This is a genomic window from Hymenobacter glacieicola, assembly GCF_014640315.1.
GTDB classification, from domain to species: Bacteria; Bacteroidota; Bacteroidia; order Cytophagales; family Hymenobacteraceae; genus Hymenobacter; species Hymenobacter glacieicola.
The window spans coordinates 1-21,704 of sequence record NZ_BMGS01000013.1; the positions used below are offsets into that span (position 1 = coordinate 1).

19 protein-coding genes are annotated in these 21,704 nt (G+C 56.3%); 15 read left to right on the forward strand and 4 right to left on the reverse strand.

Features of this window, described 5'->3' with window-relative positions:
• Window positions 1-266 precede the first annotated feature (266 nt).
• The 4 genes from IEW18_RS19055 to IEW18_RS19070 all read left to right on the forward strand — a co-directional run bounded on the left by IEW18_RS19055 (window position 267) and on the right by IEW18_RS19070 (window position 5,218).
• Window positions 267-1,517: a glycosyltransferase gene (locus IEW18_RS19055; protein ID WP_188559475.1), complete on the forward strand. Its 1,251-nt coding sequence runs from the start codon at window positions 267-269 to the stop codon at window positions 1,515-1,517.
• Window positions 1,518-1,817: 300 nt separating this feature from the next.
• The gene (locus IEW18_RS19060) at window positions 1,818-3,062 is read left to right on the forward strand and encodes a glycosyltransferase (protein WP_188559476.1); all 1,245 of its coding nucleotides are present in this window, start codon (window positions 1,818-1,820) and stop codon (window positions 3,060-3,062) included.
• A gap of 93 nt (window positions 3,063-3,155) precedes the next feature.
• Window positions 3,156-4,049: a CgeB family protein gene (locus IEW18_RS19065; protein ID WP_188559477.1), complete on the forward strand. Its 894-nt coding sequence runs from the start codon at window positions 3,156-3,158 to the stop codon at window positions 4,047-4,049.
• A gap of 11 nt (window positions 4,050-4,060) precedes the next feature.
• A complete protein-coding gene (locus IEW18_RS19070; RefSeq protein ID WP_188559478.1) occupies window positions 4,061-5,218 on the forward strand; it encodes a glycosyltransferase family 4 protein in 1,158 nt (385 codons plus the stop codon).
• Between the two features lie 2 nt (window positions 5,219-5,220).
• Here IEW18_RS19070 and rffA read toward each other — a convergent pair whose 3' ends face one another.
• Both rffA and IEW18_RS19080 read right to left on the reverse strand, forming a co-directional pair.
• The gene (rffA, locus tag IEW18_RS19075) at window positions 5,221-6,402 is read right to left on the reverse strand and encodes a dTDP-4-amino-4,6-dideoxygalactose transaminase (RefSeq protein ID WP_188559479.1); all 1,182 of its coding nucleotides are present in this window, start codon (window positions 6,400-6,402) and stop codon (window positions 5,221-5,223) included.
• A complete protein-coding gene (locus tag IEW18_RS19080; protein WP_188559480.1) occupies window positions 6,399-7,340 on the reverse strand; it encodes a glycosyltransferase family 2 protein in 942 nt (313 codons plus the stop codon). Before IEW18_RS19080 ends, rffA begins: the two co-directional genes overlap by 4 nt.
• A gap of 179 nt (window positions 7,341-7,519) precedes the next feature.
• Here IEW18_RS19080 and IEW18_RS19085 point away from each other — a divergent pair, with 179 nt between their 5' ends.
• Complete coding sequence (locus IEW18_RS19085; protein ID WP_188559481.1) at window positions 7,520-8,587, forward strand: glycosyltransferase; 1,068 nt, start codon at window positions 7,520-7,522, stop codon at window positions 8,585-8,587.
• On the opposite strand, the gene IEW18_RS19090 is transcribed toward IEW18_RS19085, so the two are convergent.
• Together IEW18_RS19090 and IEW18_RS19095 are read right to left on the reverse strand one after the other, a co-directional pair.
• Window positions 8,539-9,903 (reverse strand): hypothetical protein, encoded by a 1,365-nt coding sequence (locus tag IEW18_RS19090; protein WP_188559482.1) that lies wholly within the window; start codon window positions 9,901-9,903, stop codon window positions 8,539-8,541. The genes IEW18_RS19085 and IEW18_RS19090 overlap by 49 nt on opposite strands.
• 22 nt (window positions 9,904-9,925) lie before the next feature.
• The gene (locus tag IEW18_RS19095; protein ID WP_229728859.1) at window positions 9,926-11,149 is read right to left on the reverse strand and encodes a tol-pal system protein YbgF; all 1,224 of its coding nucleotides are present in this window, start codon (window positions 11,147-11,149) and stop codon (window positions 9,926-9,928) included.
• 141 nt (window positions 11,150-11,290) lie between these two features.
• Here IEW18_RS19095 and IEW18_RS19100 point away from each other — a divergent pair, with 141 nt between their 5' ends.
• From IEW18_RS19100 to IEW18_RS19145, 10 genes are all read left to right on the forward strand, one after another.
• Window positions 11,291-12,205 carry a M20/M25/M40 family metallo-hydrolase gene (locus IEW18_RS19100; RefSeq protein WP_188559484.1) on the forward strand — a complete coding sequence of 305 codons (915 nt, stop codon included), beginning with the start codon at window positions 11,291-11,293 and terminating at the stop codon, window positions 12,203-12,205.
• A 200-nt stretch (window positions 12,206-12,405) separates the two neighbouring features.
• Window positions 12,406-14,622 carry a sodium-translocating pyrophosphatase gene (locus IEW18_RS19105; protein ID WP_188559485.1) on the forward strand — a complete coding sequence of 739 codons (2,217 nt, stop codon included), beginning with the start codon at window positions 12,406-12,408 and terminating at the stop codon, window positions 14,620-14,622.
• A gap of 129 nt (window positions 14,623-14,751) precedes the next feature.
• Window positions 14,752-15,291, forward strand: a complete 540-nt coding sequence (gene hpt, locus IEW18_RS19110; RefSeq protein ID WP_188559486.1) for a hypoxanthine phosphoribosyltransferase — start codon at window positions 14,752-14,754, stop codon at window positions 15,289-15,291.
• 121 nt (window positions 15,292-15,412) lie between these two features.
• Entirely contained in the window at window positions 15,413-16,036 is a 624-nt protein-coding gene (locus IEW18_RS19115; protein WP_188559487.1) for an adenylate kinase, read from the forward strand.
• A 229-nt stretch (window positions 16,037-16,265) separates the two neighbouring features.
• Window positions 16,266-17,264 carry a GTPase ObgE gene (gene obgE, locus IEW18_RS19120; protein WP_188559488.1) on the forward strand — a complete coding sequence of 333 codons (999 nt, stop codon included), beginning with the start codon at window positions 16,266-16,268 and terminating at the stop codon, window positions 17,262-17,264.
• 159 nt (window positions 17,265-17,423) lie between these two features.
• Entirely contained in the window at window positions 17,424-18,014 is a 591-nt protein-coding gene (locus tag IEW18_RS19125; protein WP_188559489.1) for a nucleotide exchange factor GrpE, read from the forward strand.
• Window positions 18,015-18,146: 132 nt separating this feature from the next.
• A complete protein-coding gene (dnaJ, locus tag IEW18_RS19130; RefSeq protein WP_188559490.1) occupies window positions 18,147-19,286 on the forward strand; it encodes a molecular chaperone DnaJ in 1,140 nt (379 codons plus the stop codon).
• A 215-nt stretch (window positions 19,287-19,501) separates the two neighbouring features.
• Window positions 19,502-20,005 carry an RNA polymerase sigma factor gene (locus tag IEW18_RS19135; RefSeq protein WP_229728860.1) on the forward strand — a complete coding sequence of 168 codons (504 nt, stop codon included), beginning with the start codon at window positions 19,502-19,504 and terminating at the stop codon, window positions 20,003-20,005.
• A gap of 86 nt (window positions 20,006-20,091) precedes the next feature.
• The gene (locus IEW18_RS19140) at window positions 20,092-20,640 is read left to right on the forward strand and encodes a hypothetical protein (RefSeq protein ID WP_188559491.1); all 549 of its coding nucleotides are present in this window, start codon (window positions 20,092-20,094) and stop codon (window positions 20,638-20,640) included.
• Window positions 20,641-20,719: 79 nt separating this feature from the next.
• Entirely contained in the window at window positions 20,720-21,661 is a 942-nt protein-coding gene (locus IEW18_RS19145; RefSeq protein WP_229728861.1) for an ABC transporter ATP-binding protein, read from the forward strand.
• Window positions 21,662-21,704 lie beyond the last annotated feature (43 nt).

Genomic DNA, 21,704 nt, shown 5'->3' on the forward strand with positions numbered 1-21,704 from the left:
GCTTGCATATACCTGCTTACGTAGGTGAGGCATCAGCAGCTACACCGTCTGTGAATCCGCTATATATCAGCAACTTCGGATTTCCTCCAGAAACTTGTACGAAGAAAAGCTGAACTGGCAGCGGTGGGGGGAAACGGTCCGGCGGCTGCTGGAAAAGCATCTGCCGCTTGCCGGCGCCCCAACGCAGGAACAGTAGGGGCCATTCATGGAAATTGCTGCTTTACGTAGCAGTAAGAAATACGCTCAGTCTATTACCAATACCCCGCATGAACATTCTCGTTGCTGTTGAAGAATTACGCATCGGAGGTGCCCAAACATTTGCCCTCCGACTAGCGCAAGCCTTGCACGAGGCAGGCCACTGCGTATTTCTTTACAATATGTACTGGCAGTACACCGAGCATGACTTGGTAAAACGGCTGGCGCCGGATGTTGAGTTGCTACAGTATCACCCCGTGAGCAAGTCGCTGGACAACCTGCTACTGCGTTCAGATGGCTGGCTGCAGCGGCATGGGCACAGTTCCGCGCTGCGCCTGGGCAGTCTGCGCAAACACCTGAAGCAGGTTATCGAGGAGAAAAATATTCAGGTCATTAGCAGCAATACATTTAAAGCCGACCAATTATGCGCGCAGGTGCTGCGCGAGTTGCCCCACATTCCGCTGATAGTAACCATGCACGGCGACTATGAGCAGTTTCTGAGCGCCTACCAGCAAGGATACGCCCACGCCATTCCCAGCTATATACAAGTACTTACCGAAACAGTCAGCCGCATTAATGGGGTGGCGTACCTGTCCGAGCAGAACCTGGAAGCCTTACAACCCACGGTTGTTGGAGCAGTTGCAGGGCATATTCACCTCAGGCAGATCTATAATGGTCTGGAAGGTCGCTTCTCGGATGAAGCCGCCCATTTCACCCGTGAAGCGCTGCAGGTGCCAGCGGAGGCGCTGGTTTACGGAATGGTAGCCCGGGGAGTACCCGAAAAAGGGTGGGTTCCGGTTATTCAGGCATTTCAGCGGCTGCAAAAGGAAGTGACGCGCCCCCTCCGGCTGCTCCTGATAGGAGCCAGCCAGTTTATGGATCAACTGCGCAAAGAATACCAGACCGAGCAGAACATACAGTTTCTGGGTTTTGTAAATAACCCTGTGGACTGTATCGCCTCCCTGGATGTTGGTATTCTGGCTTCTTCCCTGAAAGAGAGCCTGCCAAATTCCATCGCAGAATACTTATTCTGTGGTAAAGCCGTTATCTCAACCGACGTGGGAGAAATCCAGCGGATGATCTGTACCGACGATGGCCACGAGGCTGGTATTCTGATTGATTTTCCAACGCAGGGGCTGGCCGATGCGGATCAGCTCTACCAAGCCATGCTGCAGTATGCTACCAATGAGGCGCTGCTTCAGCAGCACCAGACCTGGGCCCCTTCTGCATTTGCAAAGTTTGATATGGATCGTTGCGTAGCCGCCTACACGAGCCTGTACCAGGACTGTTTGAACGCGCTGCATACTACGGCACAGGCGTAAGAGGTGACTCGCCTTCCTAGACTTGTCCTTGATCGTTTGAGCTGTTAAGCGCGGTATTCAGGTGAGGGCTACGTAGCAGAAGGTAGGACAACATACTGGGTTACTGTGGGGCAACCAATCCGGGAATAAGATAAAATTAGTAGGGCTCAGGCGTACCAGCCTACGGTGTACGACAGCCGGCCAGAGGCCCCTTATACTAGCCGTCTGCGGCGCATTCACTTGGTTGCGAAGGGTGGTGGGTTATAGGTGAAAGCGTGCTGCTTCTGACAAAAGCCAGTATCTTTGCCGGAAAATTTCTATATGCCGGCTTCTAAGAAACTGCTACTGCTTATTCCCAACCTGGGATTTGGGGGAGCACAACGGGTATTTCACGACCATAGTGTTGAGCTTGCCAACCACTATACGGTAACCGAAGCCGTGTTCAATATGGACGAAGGCAACATCTATCCCAGCGAGAATAAGCTGGTAAGCCTTGCCGTAGATGGTGGGGGTAGTGCTCTTGACAAGGTTCAGAATTTTGCCCGGCGGATCGCACGCCTGCGGAACCTCAAGCGCGAGTTGAAAACGGATGTGTGCGTTAGTCATCTGGAAGGCGCCGACTACGTGAATCTGCTAAGCAAAGGCTCTGAAAAAGTGGTGCTATGCATTCATGGCTCCAAGCTGCACGACGGCAACATCAGCGGGGTGGTAGGCTGGGTGCGGAAAAAGCTCCTGATGCCTAGCCTGTATAACCGCGCCGACCGCATCATTACTGTAAGCCGGGATATCAACCCGGAGCTGGTGGAAAGCTTCGGCGTTAAACCCGAGAAAATCCAAACCATCAACAACTTTTTCGAAGTCGGCCAGATTGAGGCAAAAGCCCGCGAGCCGCTCTTGGCGGCTGAGCAGGCCGTATACAGTGCAGCGCCTGTGCTGGTAACGTCGGGGCGGCTGGCTATTCAGAAAAATCAGGCCCCTCTGCTGGATATCTTCGCGGAGCTGCTGAAGCGCCGGCCGGCCAAGCTAGTGTTTCTGGGCGACGGAGAGCTGCGCAATGATTTAACTCGCCGCGCCCGGCAGCTGGGCCTACGGGTGTATGAGGCGTGGAACGAAGAGGCGCTGACTCCGGACTATGACGTGTATTTCCTGGGCACTCAGAAGAATCCCTTCAAGTACATCCGGCCCGCTTCGCTCTTCGTGTTTCCCTCGGCCTGGGAAGGCTTCCCAATGGCCTTGGGGGAGGCTATGATTTGCGGAGTGCCCCCGGTAACAACGGACTGCCCAACCGGCCCGCGCGAAATTCTGGCTCCTAGCACCCGCACTCCGCGCCAGCCAATCCGGGAAGCGGAAACCGCCGAATTTGGCGTGCTGATGCCCATGCTCAATCAGCCGGCCAGCTTGGCAGCGGATCAGCAGGTATGGGCTGCTACCCTGGACCGTCTGCTGGGCGACGCGACGGAGCGGGAGTGGCTGGGTAAGTTAGCCAGCCGGCGTATGCAAGACTTTAGCCGGGAAAAAATATTCCAGCAGTGGGTGGCCGTTCTGGATGACGTGCTGGCTAAGTAGGCCAGTAACCGTTTCGTATTGTCACCGGCCGTAGGCTAGGCAAGGCAGAATCATATTTGCAGGTAGTAGATTAAGTAAAGCAGTGGCGGTCCTATGAGCCAATTTTTTTCAAATGAACCGTTAACCGATATTTGGCGATACCGCGAAAGCGGCTACGCGGAAAAGCTGGTGGACCATGTGCTGGCTGCTGCCGGAGAAGAGTGGGAGGTCTATCTGCACCTGGAGCTGAGCCGTTGGAAGGGACAAGATCTACAAATCCAGCCCAGCCGTCGGAAGAAGGTAGTAATCTGCATCGGGGATGAGTCGGCCCGTACGGACTACCCGTTCCGCGACCAGGTAGACATCATTTTCCGCATGTATCTGCCCCAGGACCAGCAGGGCAACATATTCCATATTCCAGTGGGGCCTAGCCGGGAATTCAGGCCCGACGCAATCATCCCGCTGCACGAACGAGCACACAACGTCTTCTTCTCGGGGAATTTGCACGGCGGGCGGGCGGAACTCTACCAGGTTCTGGCCGGAGCACCTCCCATGCCGTTTGCTTTACTGCACCGCCTGCGCTGGCTGCTGGGCGAAAACCTAGACAAGAAGTTTCCTGACTCTATCATCCGGTTCAGCAAAGGTTTTCATAACGGTATTCCGCCCCAGGAATACGCCCGCTACCTCGGTAATAGCAAAATTGTGCTTTGTCCGGCAGGTATTGAGAACCCGGAAACCATGCGTCATTTTGAGGCCGCCAGCCTGGGATGCATCATCCTTACCAAGCCGCTGCCTGACGCGCACGTGTACCGCACGGCTCCTTTTATCGTGCTACCATCCTGGCGGGAGCTTAAGCCAACGGTAAACCAATTGCTGCGTGAGCCCAGCCGAATGCAGGAGCTGCACCTAGCCACGTTGGAATGGTGGCGCTCAACTGCCTCAGCAGAAGCCGTGGCTGCCTACATGCTGCACAAAATGACCACTGCTCAGGTAGGTAGTTTAAACTAATAAGTACAGTGGTGCATTCTTCCCCTGCAGATTTCCGACCAGTCGTCCTGCTGATTGATAGCTCCCGGGCCGTTACCGGCGCGTTAAATGCAATTCGGCACGCCACCGGGCCGCTGCAAACACAGTTTCGCTTTGTTTATGTAGTGCCTGCGGGCAGTACGGCGCGGCCGGTACTGGAGCAGGATGGGTACTTGGTGCACGAATTGCCCTTCGTGGAAATCAGCCGGCGTAAGGCCGACCTCTTGCGCTACCTGCCCATGCTACTGCTGAACGGGTGGCGCCTGCACCGGCTGTCCAAGCGTAGTGGCGCGACTATCGTGCATCTTAACGACTTCTACAACCTGACAGGCTACGTAGCCAAACTCCTGAGCTTTGGGCAGCTGCGGGTAGTCACGCACGTGCGTTTTCTGCCGCAGAGCCTAGTACAGCCGCTGGCGCGAACTTGGCGGTGGCTAGGTGAGCAGTTTGCAGACCGGGTGCTCTGTGTTTCGGAAGCCGTGCGCCAATACTTCGGTTCGGCAGTAAGCGTGCAGGTAGTATTCGACCCCATTCCCGGCCCGGAGCGTTATCCTGCGCCAACAGTGCCCGCTAGTCGGCCCGATGGCAGCGTACAGCTGCTCTACCTCAGCAATTACATCCAGGGCAAGGGACAAAACTTTGCGGTAGAAGCTTTCCAGCAAGCCTACGCCCAGAATGATACGTTACGATTGACGTTCGTCGGCGGGGATATGGGAATGGCCAAGAATCGGGAATTTCGACAGCAACTGGAAGCAGGCGTTGCCGCCGCGGGACTAAGCGGAGTAGTGTCGTTTCAAGGGTTTGTAGCGGATGTGGAACAGGCCATTAAAAGCGCCGATATTCTGCTAAACTTCTCCGAATCGGAATCATTTTCCCTTACCTGCCTCGATGCCCTCTACTTCGGTACGCCCCTTATTGCCTCTGACTGTGGTGGGCCAGCCGAGCTGTTCGAGCATGGAGTCTCGGGTTTGCTGGTTCCCAATCGGAATGTTGATAGCATGGCTCAAGCAATTAAGCAGTTGGCTGCCGACCCAAGTCTGCGGGCTCGTTTTGCAGCAGCGGGCCGCCGCTTTGTTCGAGAGAAGTTCAGAGCGGCTGCTACCTACGAGCGACTCGGGCAGATGTATACCGAAGTGCTTACCCGTAAGTGAGTTTAACTTGCCCTGTAAGTAGGCATGTCGCTTTGGTAAAACCCGAGCACAGTCTCTATAACTCGTTCTTGCTCGATGAAAGTAAGGTCATGGAATAGGGGTAAACGTACCAGCGTTCGAGCGTAACATTCGGCGTGCGGAAGAAGCCGTTCATCGTGCTGCGCGGCATAGAATGGACTCTGGTGTAACGGTAGGTAGTGGAATACTGCCAGGATATGGCGTCGCCGCAAGTGCGTAAGAAGATCGTCCCGTTCGACTTCATTGCGGCAGAGTAGTGCAAATACGTGCCAGTTGGGCTGCGCGTCCGGCAAATGGGGTAGCAAGCGGATAGCTCCCGTAGCAGCTAAGGGTTCCAAGGCCATGGCATATCGTTCCCACAAGTAACGGCGTCGGAGCTGAATGGTTTCAATAGCTTCGAACTGGGCCCAGAGGTAGGCGGCATTCAGTTCCGAAGGTAGAAAAGAGGAGCCCACGTCTACCCACTCGTAGCGCGCGGCTTCGCCTCGGTAAAACGCTGCACGGTTAGTACCCTTTTCCCATAGAATTTCGGCGCGGGCGCTAAAACGGGAGTCATTGATGACCAGCATGCCGCCTTCGCCGGAACTCACGTTTTTGGTTTCGTGAAACGAGAAAGCAGCCAAATGCCCAAACGTGCCCAGCGGACGACCTTGGTACTGGGCTTCGATGGCCTGAGCGGCGTCTTCTATTATCCACAGTCCATGCTGCTGCGCAAGATCCAGCAACTTCAATAAGCCCTCGGATGGTTGGCCGCCGTAGTGCACCAACACAACAGCACGCGTGCGAGGGGTAAGCAATGTGGCTATCTGCCGCAAATCCATGTTGGGGTGGTCCGGCTGACTATCGGCAAACACAATGCGCGCACCCCGCAACACAAACGCGTTGGCTGTAGAGGTGAACGTATAACTAGGCACAATGACTTCGTCGCCGGGTTGGATATCCAGTAGCAGCGCCGCCATTTCTAGCGCGGCAGTGCCGCTGGTAGTTAGCAAGGCCTTGGCTACGCCGTAGCGTTGCTCAATAAATTGTTGGCAGCGCTGGGTAAACTCACCGTTGCCCGAAAGCTTGCCCAGCGCCACTGCCTGCCGGATATATTCCAACTCGGGCCCTACTAAGTGAGGCCGGTTAAAGGGAATGAAGTCCGGAGGAAGAGGATGCGGAATCATGCGGTGTGTTCTGCTACGACGTAAAGGGGGCGGGCCCTCACCCCTTCAAAGGTTTTACCCACGTATAGGCCTACTATTCCCAGTACTGTGATTAGCACGCCAGAAAAAAAGCAGATCGAAACAATCAGACTAGCGTAACCCAGCACCACAATCTGGCCCTGTAGCGCCCGAATAAGCATTAGGATGCCCAAGCCAAAAGCACCGCTAGCCAGCAGCAGCCCGAAATAGACGGCCAAGCGCAAAGGCTTATCAGAATAGGAAAGCATGATGTCCAGGGCCAGCTGCAGGCGGCGGCCCAGTGAGTAGGAGGTAGGCCGCTGACTACGGCCATGCTGCACAGGCAAGGAGGTTTGCCGGAAGCCGGCCCACCGCACCATGGTCGGGAAATACCGCGTGCTTTCGCGCAGCTGAAGCACGGTATCAATCAGCCGACGATGATAGATGCCGAAGTTGCCCACTTCTGGGTCCTGAGCCTGGCCAGTAAGATAGCCCAACACGGCGTAAAAGGCCCGGGCTGGCCACACCGTAAACACTGAATCGGTGCGGCGCCCCCGGCGGGCTAGTACCGCCTCGTACCCTTCCTGGGCTTTGCCCCAAAGCTGGCTGATTTCTTCCGGCTGGTCCTGCAGGTCACAATCCAGCACCACTACCCATTCGCCCCGGCTCAAGTCGAGGCCCGCCGTGATGGCGTGATGCTGCCCAAAGTTGCGCGACAACCGTACGCCCCGTACCTGAGGCATGCGCGCCGCGTGCCGGCAGATGTTAGCCCAACTAGTATCCTTGCTGCCGTCATCTACTAAAATAATCTCGTAAGAAACCAGCAAATCCGTTAACGTACTTTCCAGCCGGGCTATTAGCTCATCTAATGCCTGTTCAGCTTGATACACAGGGCTAACCACGGACAGCAGCAGGGGAGAGGACGGTACGCTTGAGGGCATATAGGAAAGGAGGCAGGCCTGACTGTGCGGGGCCATCGAAGTTCTGCTGGTCAAAGATAACAACCTAGTGCCGGGTATGGGGTATTAAGCCCTGTCAGCTGCTGGAAGCGGCAGCAGTTCCCGTACCTTTGTTGGTTCCAATGGGTTACTTACACAGTAGCTCAGCTCAAATGTATAGTATGCGCATTCTTTTTCTGGTTCCCTATCCCACCGGTAAAGCTCCTTCCCAGCGGTTCCGTTTCGAGCAGTATTTCGATTTCCTGACGGCAGCCGGCCACCAGTACGAGGTAGCTCCTTTTATTTCCGATGCTACCTGGGCTATTTTGTATAAGCCTGGCCACCAACTGCAGAAAGTGGTGGGTATTCTACAAGGATTTGCTCGGCGGATAGCGTTGCTCTTCTCCGTATCGAAGTACGACTACGTATTTATTCACCGCGAAGCCTCGCCCATTGGCCCGCCTATATTTGAGTGGCTGATTGCGAAAGTGCTGGGCAAAAAGATAGTCTACGATTTCGATGACGCCATCTGGATTCCCAATACTTCGGAGGCTAATAAGATAGTAGCCGGCGTTAAATGGCACCACAAAGTAGGTAGCATCTGTCGCTGGGCTTATAAAGTAAGTTGCGGCAACGCCTACCTGCGCGATTATGCCCGGCAGTTCAACGCCAATGCCTTTGTTAACCCGACCACCATTGACACTACCCACCTGCACAACCGGGTGCGCGACCAGCAGGCACCGGGCAAGTTGGTAATCGGCTGGACCGGAACGCATTCCACGCTCAAATACATTGAGCAGGTAGTGCCCGTGCTGGCCCGTCTGGAGCAGGAGTACGATTTTGAATTCCGAGTAATTTCCAACCAGCCTCCGGAGCTTCCCTTACGCAGTCTAGTGTATCAGCCCTGGCGCAAGGAAACGGAAATAGCGGATTTGCTCACATTTCACGTAGGGCTGATGCCGCTTGAAGACGACCCCTGGGCCAAAGGAAAGTGTGCATTCAAAGCGCTGCAATACATGGCTTTGGGCGAGCCAGCGCTGGTGTCGCCAGTAGGCATGAATACGGAGGTGGTGCAGGACGGCATAAATGGCAACGTCTGCGCTACGCCTGAGCAGTGGGAGGCAGCTCTGCGCAACCTGATCAGTAGCCCCACAGTGCGAACCCGCATGGGTCAGGCTGCCCGCCAAACGGTAGAAGCGCGCTACTCTGTAGTAGCCAACCGAGAAAATTTCCTGGCGCTGTTCAGTTGAGGCTTGGCAATAACCCGTCGCTTCGGCTGAGCCTTGGCCTGCATAATGTAAAGGGCCGCCAGGTAGAAAGGCATCAGCGGAATCTTGTAGCGAACCAATGTGCCGAAATTGCCGCTGTTGATGCCTACCCCAATGGCGAAAACAATAGAAAACAGGAAACAAAAAAGTAGAATGGGAGTGCTAATAATCAAAGACAACCCTCGAAGCAATCCAGTACGATAAAAGAGTGAAACTGTTAGCCAGATAAATAGTGTTGCTTCTAAAGCTGAAAGTAGCATTACCGGATTTCGAACTTCAAATAGGAAGGGCCGGAAAATGGAAACGATAATGGCTTGCGGGGCTACTTTCAATGTAGAACTCAGCGAACCATCGAATTCCCCGATGTTATAAGTTGAGCCGTTGGCTGCGTAGGTAGTTAGGTATTGCTGATTGATTTTGGCTCGCTCACCCAGTTTTTCCACATCATACTTCTCGTCACCGGCCGTTAGGCCAGTAGCTCCCAAGTAGCCCGCTCCAGCCCCAAGTAGCAAAAAGAGTGGCTTAAGCAACATGCGCAACGCAGCCGACTTAATTCGCTGGTTATTCTCGTTAAATACCCACAATAGAGCTGCCGGTAGGAAGGAAAGCAGAATATAGACCTTCACCGACATCAGAACATAGGCACCCAGCGCCCCGAGAATCACAGCAGTTGGCAGGTTCTTCTTCAGAATGAAGGCGTGATAAAATCCATAAAAAGTCCAGCCCAGCGCCCCTATGCACAAGGAATCTTTCATCAAGCCCGAGCCCCAGAAGAACACAGACGGCAGAAAGAAGATGGCAATAGCCAGCTTCTTATAAGCTAAAGGGTAGATGCGCAGGAAAGTGATATACATGGCCCACATTCCGCAAAAGCTGAGAAAAGCAAAGCCAAGGGCAATAACGGTATAGCTGCCAAAACCAACCAGAGCGAATACGCTGGCTACCTGCGCAACAAAATATTCCGTCGGGGCATCATACCAGTACATCTGGCCGGTATAGCGCAACATATCCGCGTCGGCAGGATGCTTCCCTAGCAGCAGCTTAACCCCCGTACTGAATGAGTCTCCGAAAGCCTGGTATATTACCTTGACGTGGTGAAAATAGTTAAACGTGTCGCCGCCGCCGTAGTAAAACTGGTAGATTAACCCTAGCCCAATAGCGCCCAGAAACTTAACTGATAAGGCAGGGATGAAATACTTCTTGGTCAGAGGGTTAGTAAATCGTTTGCGCACGGCAAAGGCTACTGCGTAGAACAGGCCTAAGTAAAGCGGGGTTAAAAACAGGTCCTTGAGTTCCATACACAGTGCGCGGTAGCCTTCCCTACTTCCGTTTCGTTTTCAAGTACGCCTTTGCCTCCTTGTATTGTTCCGAATCGTGGTCGGATTTGTCCAGCACCACGCTGTAGTAGCGCCGGGCCGCGGTAACATCCTTGCCCCGGTCGGCAAGGCGAGCTAGGGCGAGGTTTGCAAAAACGTAGAATCCGTATTTAGTTTCTCCGTTGGTTTCAGCAAATACAATGCAGCGCTGGTAATACTCCTTGGCCTTGGCCATGTCTTTATACCGGTTCTGCATCAGGTAGCCTAGGAAGTACGTTGCGTAGCGGCCACTGTTGGCTTCGTAGCCTGGCAGCCCGCGGTTAAGCTTGTCCAGCATATCCCGGCTAACCCGCTCGCACTCTCGAAACTCGCCCTGCCGGAAGCAGGCATTGGCGTAAATGCGTTGGAGATAGCCGTTGTCGGGGTAGGTAGTAGCCAAATACCGGGCAATGGGCATAGCCTGCTCTGGCTTGTCTTCCTCGTTGATAAGGATGCGCATGAGAAATACCCGGGCCTCAGGACCCACGTAAAACCCGTTATCAGCCACGTTACGCAGCTGCTGTAGGCCGAGCTGCTTGTTGCCCTTAGGGAAAAACAGCAACACAGGCTTGAGCAAAGGGTAGTTATCGGGAATCCAGACGGCGTAGTAATTGAACAAGGCCTGACCAAATAAAAACTCCGGGCTAAGGCCATTGGCTTCCTTGCTTTTATCGAGGTAGTCTAGGGCCCGCTTGGCACCTACCGTGGCCTTCCGCCAGTCGTGACGTTCGGCGTGCAGGCGAGCATCAAAACCATAGCCAGCCGCCAGGAAAAAGCATGCTTCATAGTTTCGGTTATCGGCTTTGTACAAGGCCTCGCCCTTGGTAATAGCCGTATCCATGTAGGCAAAGAAAAGCTTGTCGTACTGGGTAGTTTGGATGCCCGCCGGCATAATTTTCCACCAAGTGCTCAGCCCCAGCAGAAAGTAAGGCATGGGGTGGTTAGGATAACGGCGGCGCAAGCTACGGAACTGCCGCTCGGCCTTGTCGTACTTGAAGTTGTAGAGGTTGAAAACCGCTCCTTCCAGCTCCGTCTGAATGTCTTTGTCGAGCAGGAGCCAGCCTTTGGTGTCAATGGCACCGGGAGCTACATCCACGTTTTCCAATTGTACCTGCCGCAACGAGTCCTGAAGGAGTAGCGGGCGGGCCGTGTCGGGTTGCTGCGCCAGCCCCACGAGAGGCAGGAGCAACAACAGGACAAATTGGAGTCGTTTAAACATAAGAATAACGAATTGCGGCTTCAAACACAACAGAGCAAATGTCCCATACTATTCATTGCAACAGCTAAAGTAGAACATTTGGCCTAGTTTTGGACAAATAAGATACACCATATGCAGCTTTTACAAGCCCTGTGCCAGATAGCGGCCCCTTCTGGTAATGAAGCTCCTCTGACAGAATTCTTGCTCCGGTACATACAGCAGCACCAACCTACTTGGCGCACCATACCAACGGTAGTAGCCGGTGGTGAGTTCCAGGATTGCATTATTCTTATATTTGGAAAGCCTCGCACGGCGGTTTTTGCCCACCTTGACAGCATCGGCTTTACCGTGCGCTACGGCCGGCAGTTGGTACGAATTGGGGGGCCTGATGCCGAAACTGGTTACCGCCTAGTGGGCCGCGACGCGCAGGGCGCCATTGAGTGTACGCTGCGAGTAGACGAGGAAACCGGGGCCTTGAGCTACGATTTCTACCGCGAGATTGAGCGCGGCACGGAGCTCACCTTCCGGTGTGACTTCCGGGAAACCGAAACCACCGTGCAAAGCTGCTACCTCGATAACCGCTTGGGAGTTTGGAATGCATTGCGCCTGTGCGAAACTCTGCAGGATGGCATCATAGCCTTCTCATGTTGGGAAGAGCACGGCGGGGGCTCTGTGGCGTATCTGGCCCGCTACATCTATGAAACCTACGGCGTGCGACAGGCTCTGATTTCGGATATCACCTGGGTGACGGAGGGCGTCCGGCCGGGCCAAGGCGTGGCTATTTCCCTGCGCGACTCCCTAATCCCGCGCCGCAGCTACGTGGAGCGCATCCGCCGCATTGCCCGCGAAGCTGGTATTGCGCATCAGCTGGAGGTAGAGGCTAGCGGCGGCTCCGACGCCAAGGAACTCCAACTCGGGGCCCAGCCCTGGGACTGGTGTTTCGTGGGGGCCCCCGAGGACAACGTGCATTCCCCGGACGAAATCGTAGCTAAAGCCGACATGGCAAGTATGCTGGCCTTGTACCAGGAGCTCATGCGCCAGCTCTAAGGGTAGCTTTACTTAGAAGCCAACCAAGCCGGGCGGCTGCCGCGTGAACCTTACGCGGCAGCCGCCCGGCTTTTGTGCTATGGCATCGGCACTGCTACGGCTTACTGCTTGACTATTAGCTAATAAATTCTATTTTACCCCACCAATCGTTCTTTCTCACCTTTCTCTTTCCCAACCACTTCAACCTATTCCCGCCGTTTATGATGAACATTCTGTACGTAGTGCCGGCCCTGGGAGTGCTGGCGTTAGTATACACGTGGTTGCGTTCGGGTTGGGTAAGTCGGCAGGATGCTGGCGACGAGCGGATGCGCACCATTGCCGGCTACATTGCTGATGGGGCCATTGCCTTCCTCCGGGCTGAGTACCGCGTGCTGGCCATTTTCGGGCTGATTGCCTCGGCCTTTCTGTTTTACCTGGGCAACACCGGCGAAAAGTCAAGCCCTATGATCGTGGTAGCCTTCATCATCGGGGCCGTATTCTCGGCGCTGGCGGGCTTTATCGGGATGAAGATTGCCACCAAGGCCAATGTGCGCACGGCCCAGGCCGCCCGCACTTCCCTGAGCCGGGCCCTGAGCGTGTCGTTTTCGGGCGGTTCGGTGATGGGGATGGGCGTAGCGGGGCTGGCGGTGCTGGGTCTGGGCTCGTTGTTTCTGGTGTTTTACAAACTATTCGTGGTTAACGCCGGCGGCACGGCCAACGACGTGCACATGGAGCGGGCCCTGGAGGTGCTGACGGGCTTCTCGCTGGGGGCCGAAAGCATTGCCCTCTTTGCCCGGGTAGGTGGCGGCATTTACACCAAAGCGGCCGACGTAGGCGCTGATCTGGTCGGCAAGGTAGAGGCCGGCATTCCGGAAGATGACCCCCGCAACCCCGCCACCATTGCCGACAACGTGGGCGACAACGTGGGCGACGTGGCCGGAATGGGCGCCGACTTGTTCGGCTCCTACGTGGCGACCATTCTGGCGACCATGGTGCTGGGCCGAGAGGTAGTGGCCCGCGGCGACCAATTTGAGGGCCTCTCGCCCATTTTGCTGCCCATGGTGATTGCCGGCATGGGCATCATTGCCTCACTGATCGGGATTCTGATGGTGCGAGTTAAGGAAGGAGGCAACGTGCAGGGCGCCTTGAATTTGGGCAACTACGTGTCAGTCATTGTGTCGGCGGTGGCTTCCTACTTCGTTATCCGCTGGATGCTGCCCACCGAAGACCTCACGATTCGCGGTATCACTTTCGACGCCCTGGATGTGTTTTATGCCGTGCTGGTGGGATTGGTCGTGGGTACGCTGATGAGCATTATCACGGAGTACTACACGGCTATGGGCAAGCGGCCCGTGCTCAGCATTGTTCGCCAGAGCAGCACGGGGCACGCCACCACCGTAATTGGGGGCCTGGCCGTGGGCATGGAAAGCACCGTACTGCCCATTATTGTGCTGGCTGCCGGCATTATCCTGAGCTTTGAGTGCGCGGGCCTCTACGGGGTAGCCATTGCCGCCGCCGGCATGATGGCAACCACGGCCATGCAGCTAGCCATTGACGCCTTCGGACCCATTGCCGATAACGCCGGCGGCATTGCCGAAATGAGCGAGCTGCCCAAGGAAGTACGCGAGCGGACCGATATTCTGGATGCTGTAGGCAACACCACGGCCGCTACGGGCAAAGGCTTTGCCATTGCCTCGGCGGCCCTTACCTCCTTGGCCTTGTTTGCCGCTTTCATGGGCACGGCCAATATCAGCTCCATCGACATCAGTAATGCCCGGGTGCTGGGCGGCCTGTTCGTGGGGGCCATGATTCCCTTTATTTTCTCGGCCCTGGCTATTTCAGCGGTGGGGCGCGCGGCCATGGCCATGGTGCAGGAAGTGCGGCGGCAGTTCCGGGAAATTCCGGGCATCATGGAAGGCACGGGCCGACCCGAATACGAGAAATGCGTGGCTATTTCTACGCAGGCCGCCATTCGGGAAATGATGCTGCCCGGGGCAATTGCGCTGGTGGTGCCGGTGCTGGTGGGCTTTACGTTCGGTCCTGAGGTACTGGGTGGCACGCTGGCCGGCGTTACGGTGTCAGGGGTACTGATGGCCATGTTCCAGAGCAATGCCGGCGGGGCCTGGGACAACGCCAAAAAGTCGTTTGAGAAAGGCGTGATGATTGACGGCAAAATGGAATACAAAGGCTCCGACGCCCACAAGGCCTCCGTCACGGGCGACACCGTCGGCGACCCGTTCAAGGACACTTCCGGCCCCAGCATGAACATCCTCATCAAGCTCATGAGTATCGTTTCCCTGGTTATTGCGCCCCACATTGCTGCTCCCGAGCGCGCCCTGACTACGGCCCCGGTGCCCACCGCCGAGCATCAAATAATCGAGAGCAAACCCAAAGCTGCGCTTGCCGCCACCAAGCCCGTACCCAACCATATCCGGTGAGTTACGCGGAGCTATTGGCGAAGACGTGCTGCAACTGCATGAGCACGAAAGCCGCCTTCCTTCCCCGGGAGGGCGGCTTTTTTCTGCTACCTTTGCCCGCCCGCTCACCTACGGCCCAACCCCAAACGGATGACCCCGGACCATATTTCGCTGCATAACAAGCAGTTTGAGCCCTACCTGTCGGCCGCCCAGCTAGCCCAGGCTATCCAGCAGGTAGCCGCTCGTCTCAACCACGACTACCACGGCCAGACGCCCCTATTCGTGGCGGTGCTCAACGGCTCCTTCATGTTTGCCGCCGATTTGCTCAAGGCAGTAACGCTACCCTGTGAGGTGAGCTTCATTCGGGTGACCTCTTACCAGGGCACCAGCAGCACCGGCCAAGTACAGCAAGTGCTGGGTCTCACCGAGGAGCTGGCGGGCCGCCACGTAGTCATCCTGGAAGATATTGTGGATACCGGCCACACCATGCGCATGCTGCTTGATACGCTGGCCGAAAAGCAGCCGGCTTCCCTGGAGGTAGCCACCTTGTTTCTGAAGCCCGAGTGCCTGCAACACGAGCTGCCGATTCGCTACGTGGGCCTGAGCATTCCCAACGATTTTATTGTGGGCTACGGCCTTGATTACGACGGACTGGGCCGTAATTACCCAGATGTGTACAAAGCCGTGTAGGAAGAGTCCTGCGCCTGGGGCTAGCTAAAATTCGCTGGCCTGCGTAGAGGCTTTCCCATTCGTTGCTTATATTTCCAAAACCACCCGTTTTCTCCTTCCTCCGCGTAACTCCCCGCTACTCATGCTGAATCTCGTGCTCTTCGGCCCGCCCGGTGCCGGCAAAGGAACGCAAAGCCAGAAGCTTATTGCCCGCTATAATCTGGTTCACCTCTCCACCGGCGACCTGCTCCGCGCCCAAATTACCCAGGGCACTGAGCTAGGCCTGCGCGCCAAAAAGCTCATGGACGAAGGGCTGCTGGTACCCGATGAGGTGGTAATTGGCATGATCAACAGCGCCCTTAGCGACAACAAGCAGGCTGCTGGCTTTATTTTCGATGGTTTTCCGCGCACCGTGCCCCAGGCCGCCAGCCTCGACCAGTTGCTGGCCCAGCATGATACCGGCGTGTCGTGCATGGTAGCCTTGGAAGTAGCGGAAGAGGAGTTGGTAAAGCGGCTGCTGGAGCGGGGTAAAACGTCGGGCCGGCCCGACGACCAGAACGAGGAGAAAATTCGCAAGCGCGTGACGGTGTACAACACCGAAACCGCCCAGGTGGCGGGCTACTACGCCGAGCAGCAGAAATTCCACTCCCTGAACGGTATTGGCGCCATCGAGGACATCTTCGCCCAGATCTGCGCCATTCTGGACAAGCACCAGCCCGCTACTACCGAAAGCAGCCGCCAGGCTACCGACGAAGTAAAAGCGTAACTTTGCAGCTGCTACCGCTTTGGTAGCGGCAGAACCCTCTGTCATCCTGAGCTTAAGCGAAGGACCTTATCCTGTCAGGACGATGTTCGTTTTTACGACTCGTTCGCGCGGGATAAGGTCCTTCGCTTAAGCTCAGGATGACAGCGTTTTACGACCATCTGATTAAGAAGCCGAACGTGAGCATGCCCTCCATACTTACTGCCTGATTCTTAACTCTTAATTCAACCCAGTGGCTTCTAATAACTTCATCGACTACGTAAAAATCAACTGCCGCTCGGGGCGGGGTGGGGCTGGCTCCCACCATTTCTTTCGCGCTAAAGGCTTGCCCAACGGCGGGCCTGACGGCGGCGACGGCGGCCGTGGGGGTCACATCATCCTGGAAGGCAACTCCCAGCTCTGGACCCTGCTGCACCTGCAGTACCAAAAGCACCTGATTGCCCAGGCCGGCGAAAACGGCGGCGAGAACCTGCGCACCGGCGCTCAGGGCGACGATATTATCATTCAGGTGCCGTTGGGTACCATTGCCCGCGACGCCGAAACCGGCGAGAAAAAGCTGGAAATCACGGAGCACGGCCAGCGCCTGATCCTGACGCCCGGCGGCCGCGGTGGCCTCGGCAACGACCATTTTAAATCTGCCACCAACCAAGCGCCCAGCTACGCCCAGCCCGGTGAGCCTGGCATTGACGAATGGGTGGTGCTAGAGCTGAAGCTGCTGGCCGATGTGGGCCTGGTAGGCTTCCCGAACGCCGGCAAAAGCACCTTGCTCTCGGTGGTGTCGGCGGCCAAGCCCAAAATTGCCGATTACGCTTTTACTACCCTCACGCCTAACCTGGGAGTAGTAGCGTACCGCGACTACAAGTCGTTTGTGATGGCCGATATTCCGGGCATCATTGAGGGCGCCGCCGAGGGTAGGGGCCTGGGCCACCGCTTTCTGCGCCACGTGGAGCGCAACTCCATTCTGCTGTTCATGATCAGCTGCGACTCACCCGATATCAATGCCGAATATCAGGTGCTGCTCAGTGAGTTAGAGCAATTTAATCCGGAACTGCTGGACAAGAAGCGGCTGCTGGCCATTACCAAATCCGACATGCTGGATGAGGAGTTGGAGGCCGAAATCAGGGACACGCTGCCCACCGATTTGCCCACCATCTTTATTTCCAGCCTGACGAACAAGAATATCCAGCCCCTGAAGGATATGATCTGGCAGGCGTTGCACGCCGAAAAGTAGACCGGGGCAGTCTGGCCCGCCAAGACGGCTGAACTAACTGCCTGGCAACTGAAGTTTCAGTGCCACAATGACAGCCAATTAGGGTTTGGCAGGTTCCTTGTGCCCCAAACCGGCTGTATGTCTTCCCGATTCAACCCATTCCGACGATTCCAAGCGAAAATGGCTGACGATAAAAACCCCCAATCCAACGACCCCCAATTCGATCAGACGGGCCCTGCTGCCGACCACGTAGCCGGCGAGGTAACGGACGAGCCCATTGCCCCCGAAACTGCCGGGGAAGTAGAAGGCGCCGCTACCGCCACTGCCGGCTCGAAGACGGACGCTGAATTGGCCGATTTGAAAGATAAATACCTGCGTCTGGCGGCGGAGTTCGAGAATTACAAGCGCCGTACCACCAAGGAGCGCGCCGACCTGTTCAAAACCGCCAATCAGGAGCTGATGGTAGCACTGTTACCTGTGCTTGATGATTTCGACCGGGCCCGCCACCATACCAAAGACACGGAGGATGCCAGCGCGGTGCGGGAAAGCATCGACATCATTCATAATAAGCTCCAGAAAACCTTGAACCAGAAGGGCTTGGCCCCGATGGAAGCTAAGGGTGGGGCTTTCGACCCCGATTTGCACGAGGCCATTACCCAGATTCCGGCCCCGTCGGACGACCTGAAGGGCAAGATTGTAGATGAGGTGGAGAAAGGCTACTACCTCGGTGACAAGGTGATTCGCCACGCTAAAGTGGTGCTGGGCCAATAGCAAGAGTCAGAAGGTCATGCAGAGGCGCAGCCGAAGCATCTCGCGTGGCATCGTTAAAACAGTAACTCCATACGTCAGCACGCGAGATGCTTCGGCTGCGCCTCTGCATGACAAGCCAAGTATAGTAAGATCATGGCAACGAAGCGAGATTATTACGAGGTGCTGGGCGTAGCCAAAAACGCTTCGGGCGACGAGATTAAGAAGGCGTACCGCAAGGTAGCCATCAAGTATCACCCCGATAAAAACCCCGACGACCCCACCGCTGAAGACAAGTTCAAGGAAGCGGCAGAGGCCTACGAGATTCTGTCGGATGAGCAAAAGCGTGCCCGCTACGACCGGTTCGGCCACCAGGCTGGCGGTGGTAACGGAGGTGGCCCGAACATGGAGGACATTTTCTCCCAGTTCGGCGACATTTTCGGGGGCGGCGGCTTCGAGGGTTTCTTCGGCGGCGGCCGCGGCCAGCAGGGCGGCCGGCGCGTGCGCAAGGGTTCCAACCTGCGCATCAAGCTGAAGCTGGACCTGGAAGAGGTAGCCAACGGCGTCGAGAAAAAGATCAAGGTGAAGCGCTATGTGGCCTGCAACACCTGCTCCGGCACCGGCGCCAAAAACGGCACTGACTTAAAAACCTGCGGCACCTGCAACGGCCAGGGCCAGGTAAAGCGCGTGGTGCAAACCATGCTCGGCCAGATGGTTAGCGCCTCTACCTGCCCTACCTGCGAGGGCGAGGGCAAGGTAGTAACCAGCAAGTGCGACGCGTGCCACGGCGAAGGCCGGCAGCTGCACGAGGAGGTGATTCCCATCAACATTCCGGCGGGCGTGGCCGAGGGCATGCAGCTGAGCATGAACGGCAAAGGCAACTACCCTGAGCGGGGCGGCGTACCCGGCGACCTGCTGATTCAGATTGAAGAAGAGCCGCACGAGGTGCTCAAGCGTGATGGTAACAATATCATGTTCGAGCAGTACATTTCGTTCGTGGATGCCTCACTGGGGGCCAGTATTGAGGTGCCGACCATTGAAGGCAAGGTCAAGATTAAGGTAGACCCCGGCACCCAGCCCGGCAAAATCCTGCGCTTGCGCGGCAAGGGCATCAAGGACATCAACGGCTACGGCCGCGGCGACCAGCTGATTCACCTCAACGTCTGGACGCCGAAGAACGTCACGGGCGAGGAGCGGGAGCTACTCGAGAAACTGCGCGATTCGCGCAACTTCACCCCGAACCCCGGCAAAAATGACAAAGGCTTCTTCGAGAAAGTAAAAGAGTACTTCCAGTAAGCCATTCCGGATTATTTATATAAAAAGCCCGCTTTCCGCTACGGAAAGCGGGCTTTTTGCATGGTAAAAAGTTCGTGCAGCAGGTGAGGGGTAGCCACAGAACGAGGAGAAGGAAAGGCCTCTGGGCCTGGCGCGGAAAATATTTTTAGGTTGAGCTGTAATGCAAAGCCGTGGTGGGCGACTTATGTAGTGTTCTTAAACTCTAGCCTGCTCCCGTGGCCGTCTCAGTTGCTTCCGCATCCTTCGTGGCGCACATCAATGCGCACCAGCCCCTGCTGCTGCGCATCTGCCGGATGTACTGCGCCGCGGCCGGCGACCAGCAGGATTTGTACCAGGAAATTGTACTGCAGCTCTGGCGAGCCTACCCCCGCTACGAAGCCCGGGCCAAGTTCAGCACCTGGCTTTACCGCATTGCCCTAAACGTAGCCATTTCCGACCTGCGCCAGCGCACCCGGAAGCCCGCCCCCGAGCGGTTCGGCCCCGCCCTGCCCGATGTGGCCGCACTTCCCGACTCCGGACCTAATGCCGACGACCTAGCCCAACTCTACCGCGCCATTGCCCGGCTCTCAGATGTGGAAAAGGCCTTTGTGCTGCTGTATCTGGAAGAACGTACCTACGAGGAAATGGCTGACATACTTGGGATTACACAGAACAATGTGCGCGTGAAAATGCACCGCGTGCAGGATAAGCTTCGCCACTTCCTAACTCAACTGGCCTGATGGAACTCGATGATTTTTGCCGCCGCTGGCAGGAGCAGCCAGCTGAGCCTACCCACATTTCTTTAACCGAACAAAAGCTACGCGCTATGCTTTCCTCTTCTTCCTCCGTAAATCCGCTGCTTAAGCTGAGAAAAAACGCTTCCCGTGAGCTTAACTGGGTAGTAATAGCCTTTGGGCTGAACGGCTTCAACGCCCTGTATTTTGCTCGGAACTCTGCTAGCCTGCAGTGGTTTGTGGTGATGTTGATGGCAATGCTGTCAGTAGTAGGAGGGCTGGTCTACCAGCGGCTGCGGGTGATTCGGGAAATGGAACAGCAGCAGGATAACTTGTACGAGTCCCTGAAAAACCGGATTGTCCGGTTCCGGCACCTGATGCGGTTGCACGACTACGTAGGGGTAGTAACCTTGACTCTGGTGGTGCTTACAGTTTTGCTGGTTCGATACACTGACCTGCTGAATTACCTGCGGCCTTCCAGCCCCGACTGGGGCCTGCACTTAGCCCTGGTAGCCGCGGGTGTGGTGGCGGTACTGGGCCTTATTTACGCCGCCTATGCGGTGGGAAAAGCGGAACACCAGCGCCGCTATGGCCGCTACCTCGACCAGCTGGAAGCAGCCCTGCGGGAGTTGGGGGAGTAAAGCAGCCGGTTGGTTGAAATACCAGATTCCGGACATAGCAAAAACTCTACATTGCTGCCACCTAACCAATTCACCTGCCGTGCAACCTATTCTTCAAGCCCTGAACGTGCGCAAGGCCTACGCCCAGCACGTTGCCCTCGACGGCGTCAGCCTCGATATTCCGGAGCGCAGCATCTTCGGCCTGCTCGGTCCTAACGGGGCCGGCAAAACCTCACTTATCCGCATTATCACCCAGATAACGGCCGCTGACGAAGGCGAAATCCGGTTTCGGGGGGAGCGGCTCAAGCCCGCCCACATTGCCGAAATCGGCTACTTGCCCGAGGAGCGGGGGCTCTACAAGAAAATGAAGGTAGGCGAGCAGCTGCTCTACCTGGCCCGCCTGCGCGGCATGAGCCGGGCCGACGCCACGGAACGCATTAAGGCCTGGCTGACGCGCTTCGACATCAAGCCCTGGGCTGAAAAAAACGTGGAAGACCTCTCCAAAGGTATGCAGCAGAAGGTGCAGTTCATTGCTACCGTGCTGCACGAGCCCAGCCTGATTATTCTGGATGAGCCCTTCTCCGGCTTTGACCCCATCAACGCCAACCTCATCAAGGACGAGATTCTGGATTTGCGCGACCGGGGCGCCACCATCATCTTCAGCACCCACCGCATGGAGTCGGTGGAGGAGATGTGCGACAGTATAGCCCTGATTAACCGCAGCCGCAAGGTGCTCGACGGGCCCGTGAGTGCCATCAAAGACCAGTTCAAAACCCAGACTTACGAGGTGGAGGGCAAAGGCCGCCTGATGGTAATGCACCCCGACTTTGAGGTGCTGGAACACAAGGAACGCGAAAACGGCCACTTCTACGACCGAATCAGGCTGCACGCGGGCACCACGCCCAACGATTTGCTGCGCTACCTGATCAGCAACGTGGAGGTGCATGCTTTCCGGGAGCTGATTCCGAGCATCAATGACATCTTTATCCGGCGGGTGCGCGAAACCATGCCCGAAAGCCTGGTAGAGCCGGTTTCCGCCTGATTTCCTACCCCCGCAACCTCCCTTCAACCTGAACGCACGACTA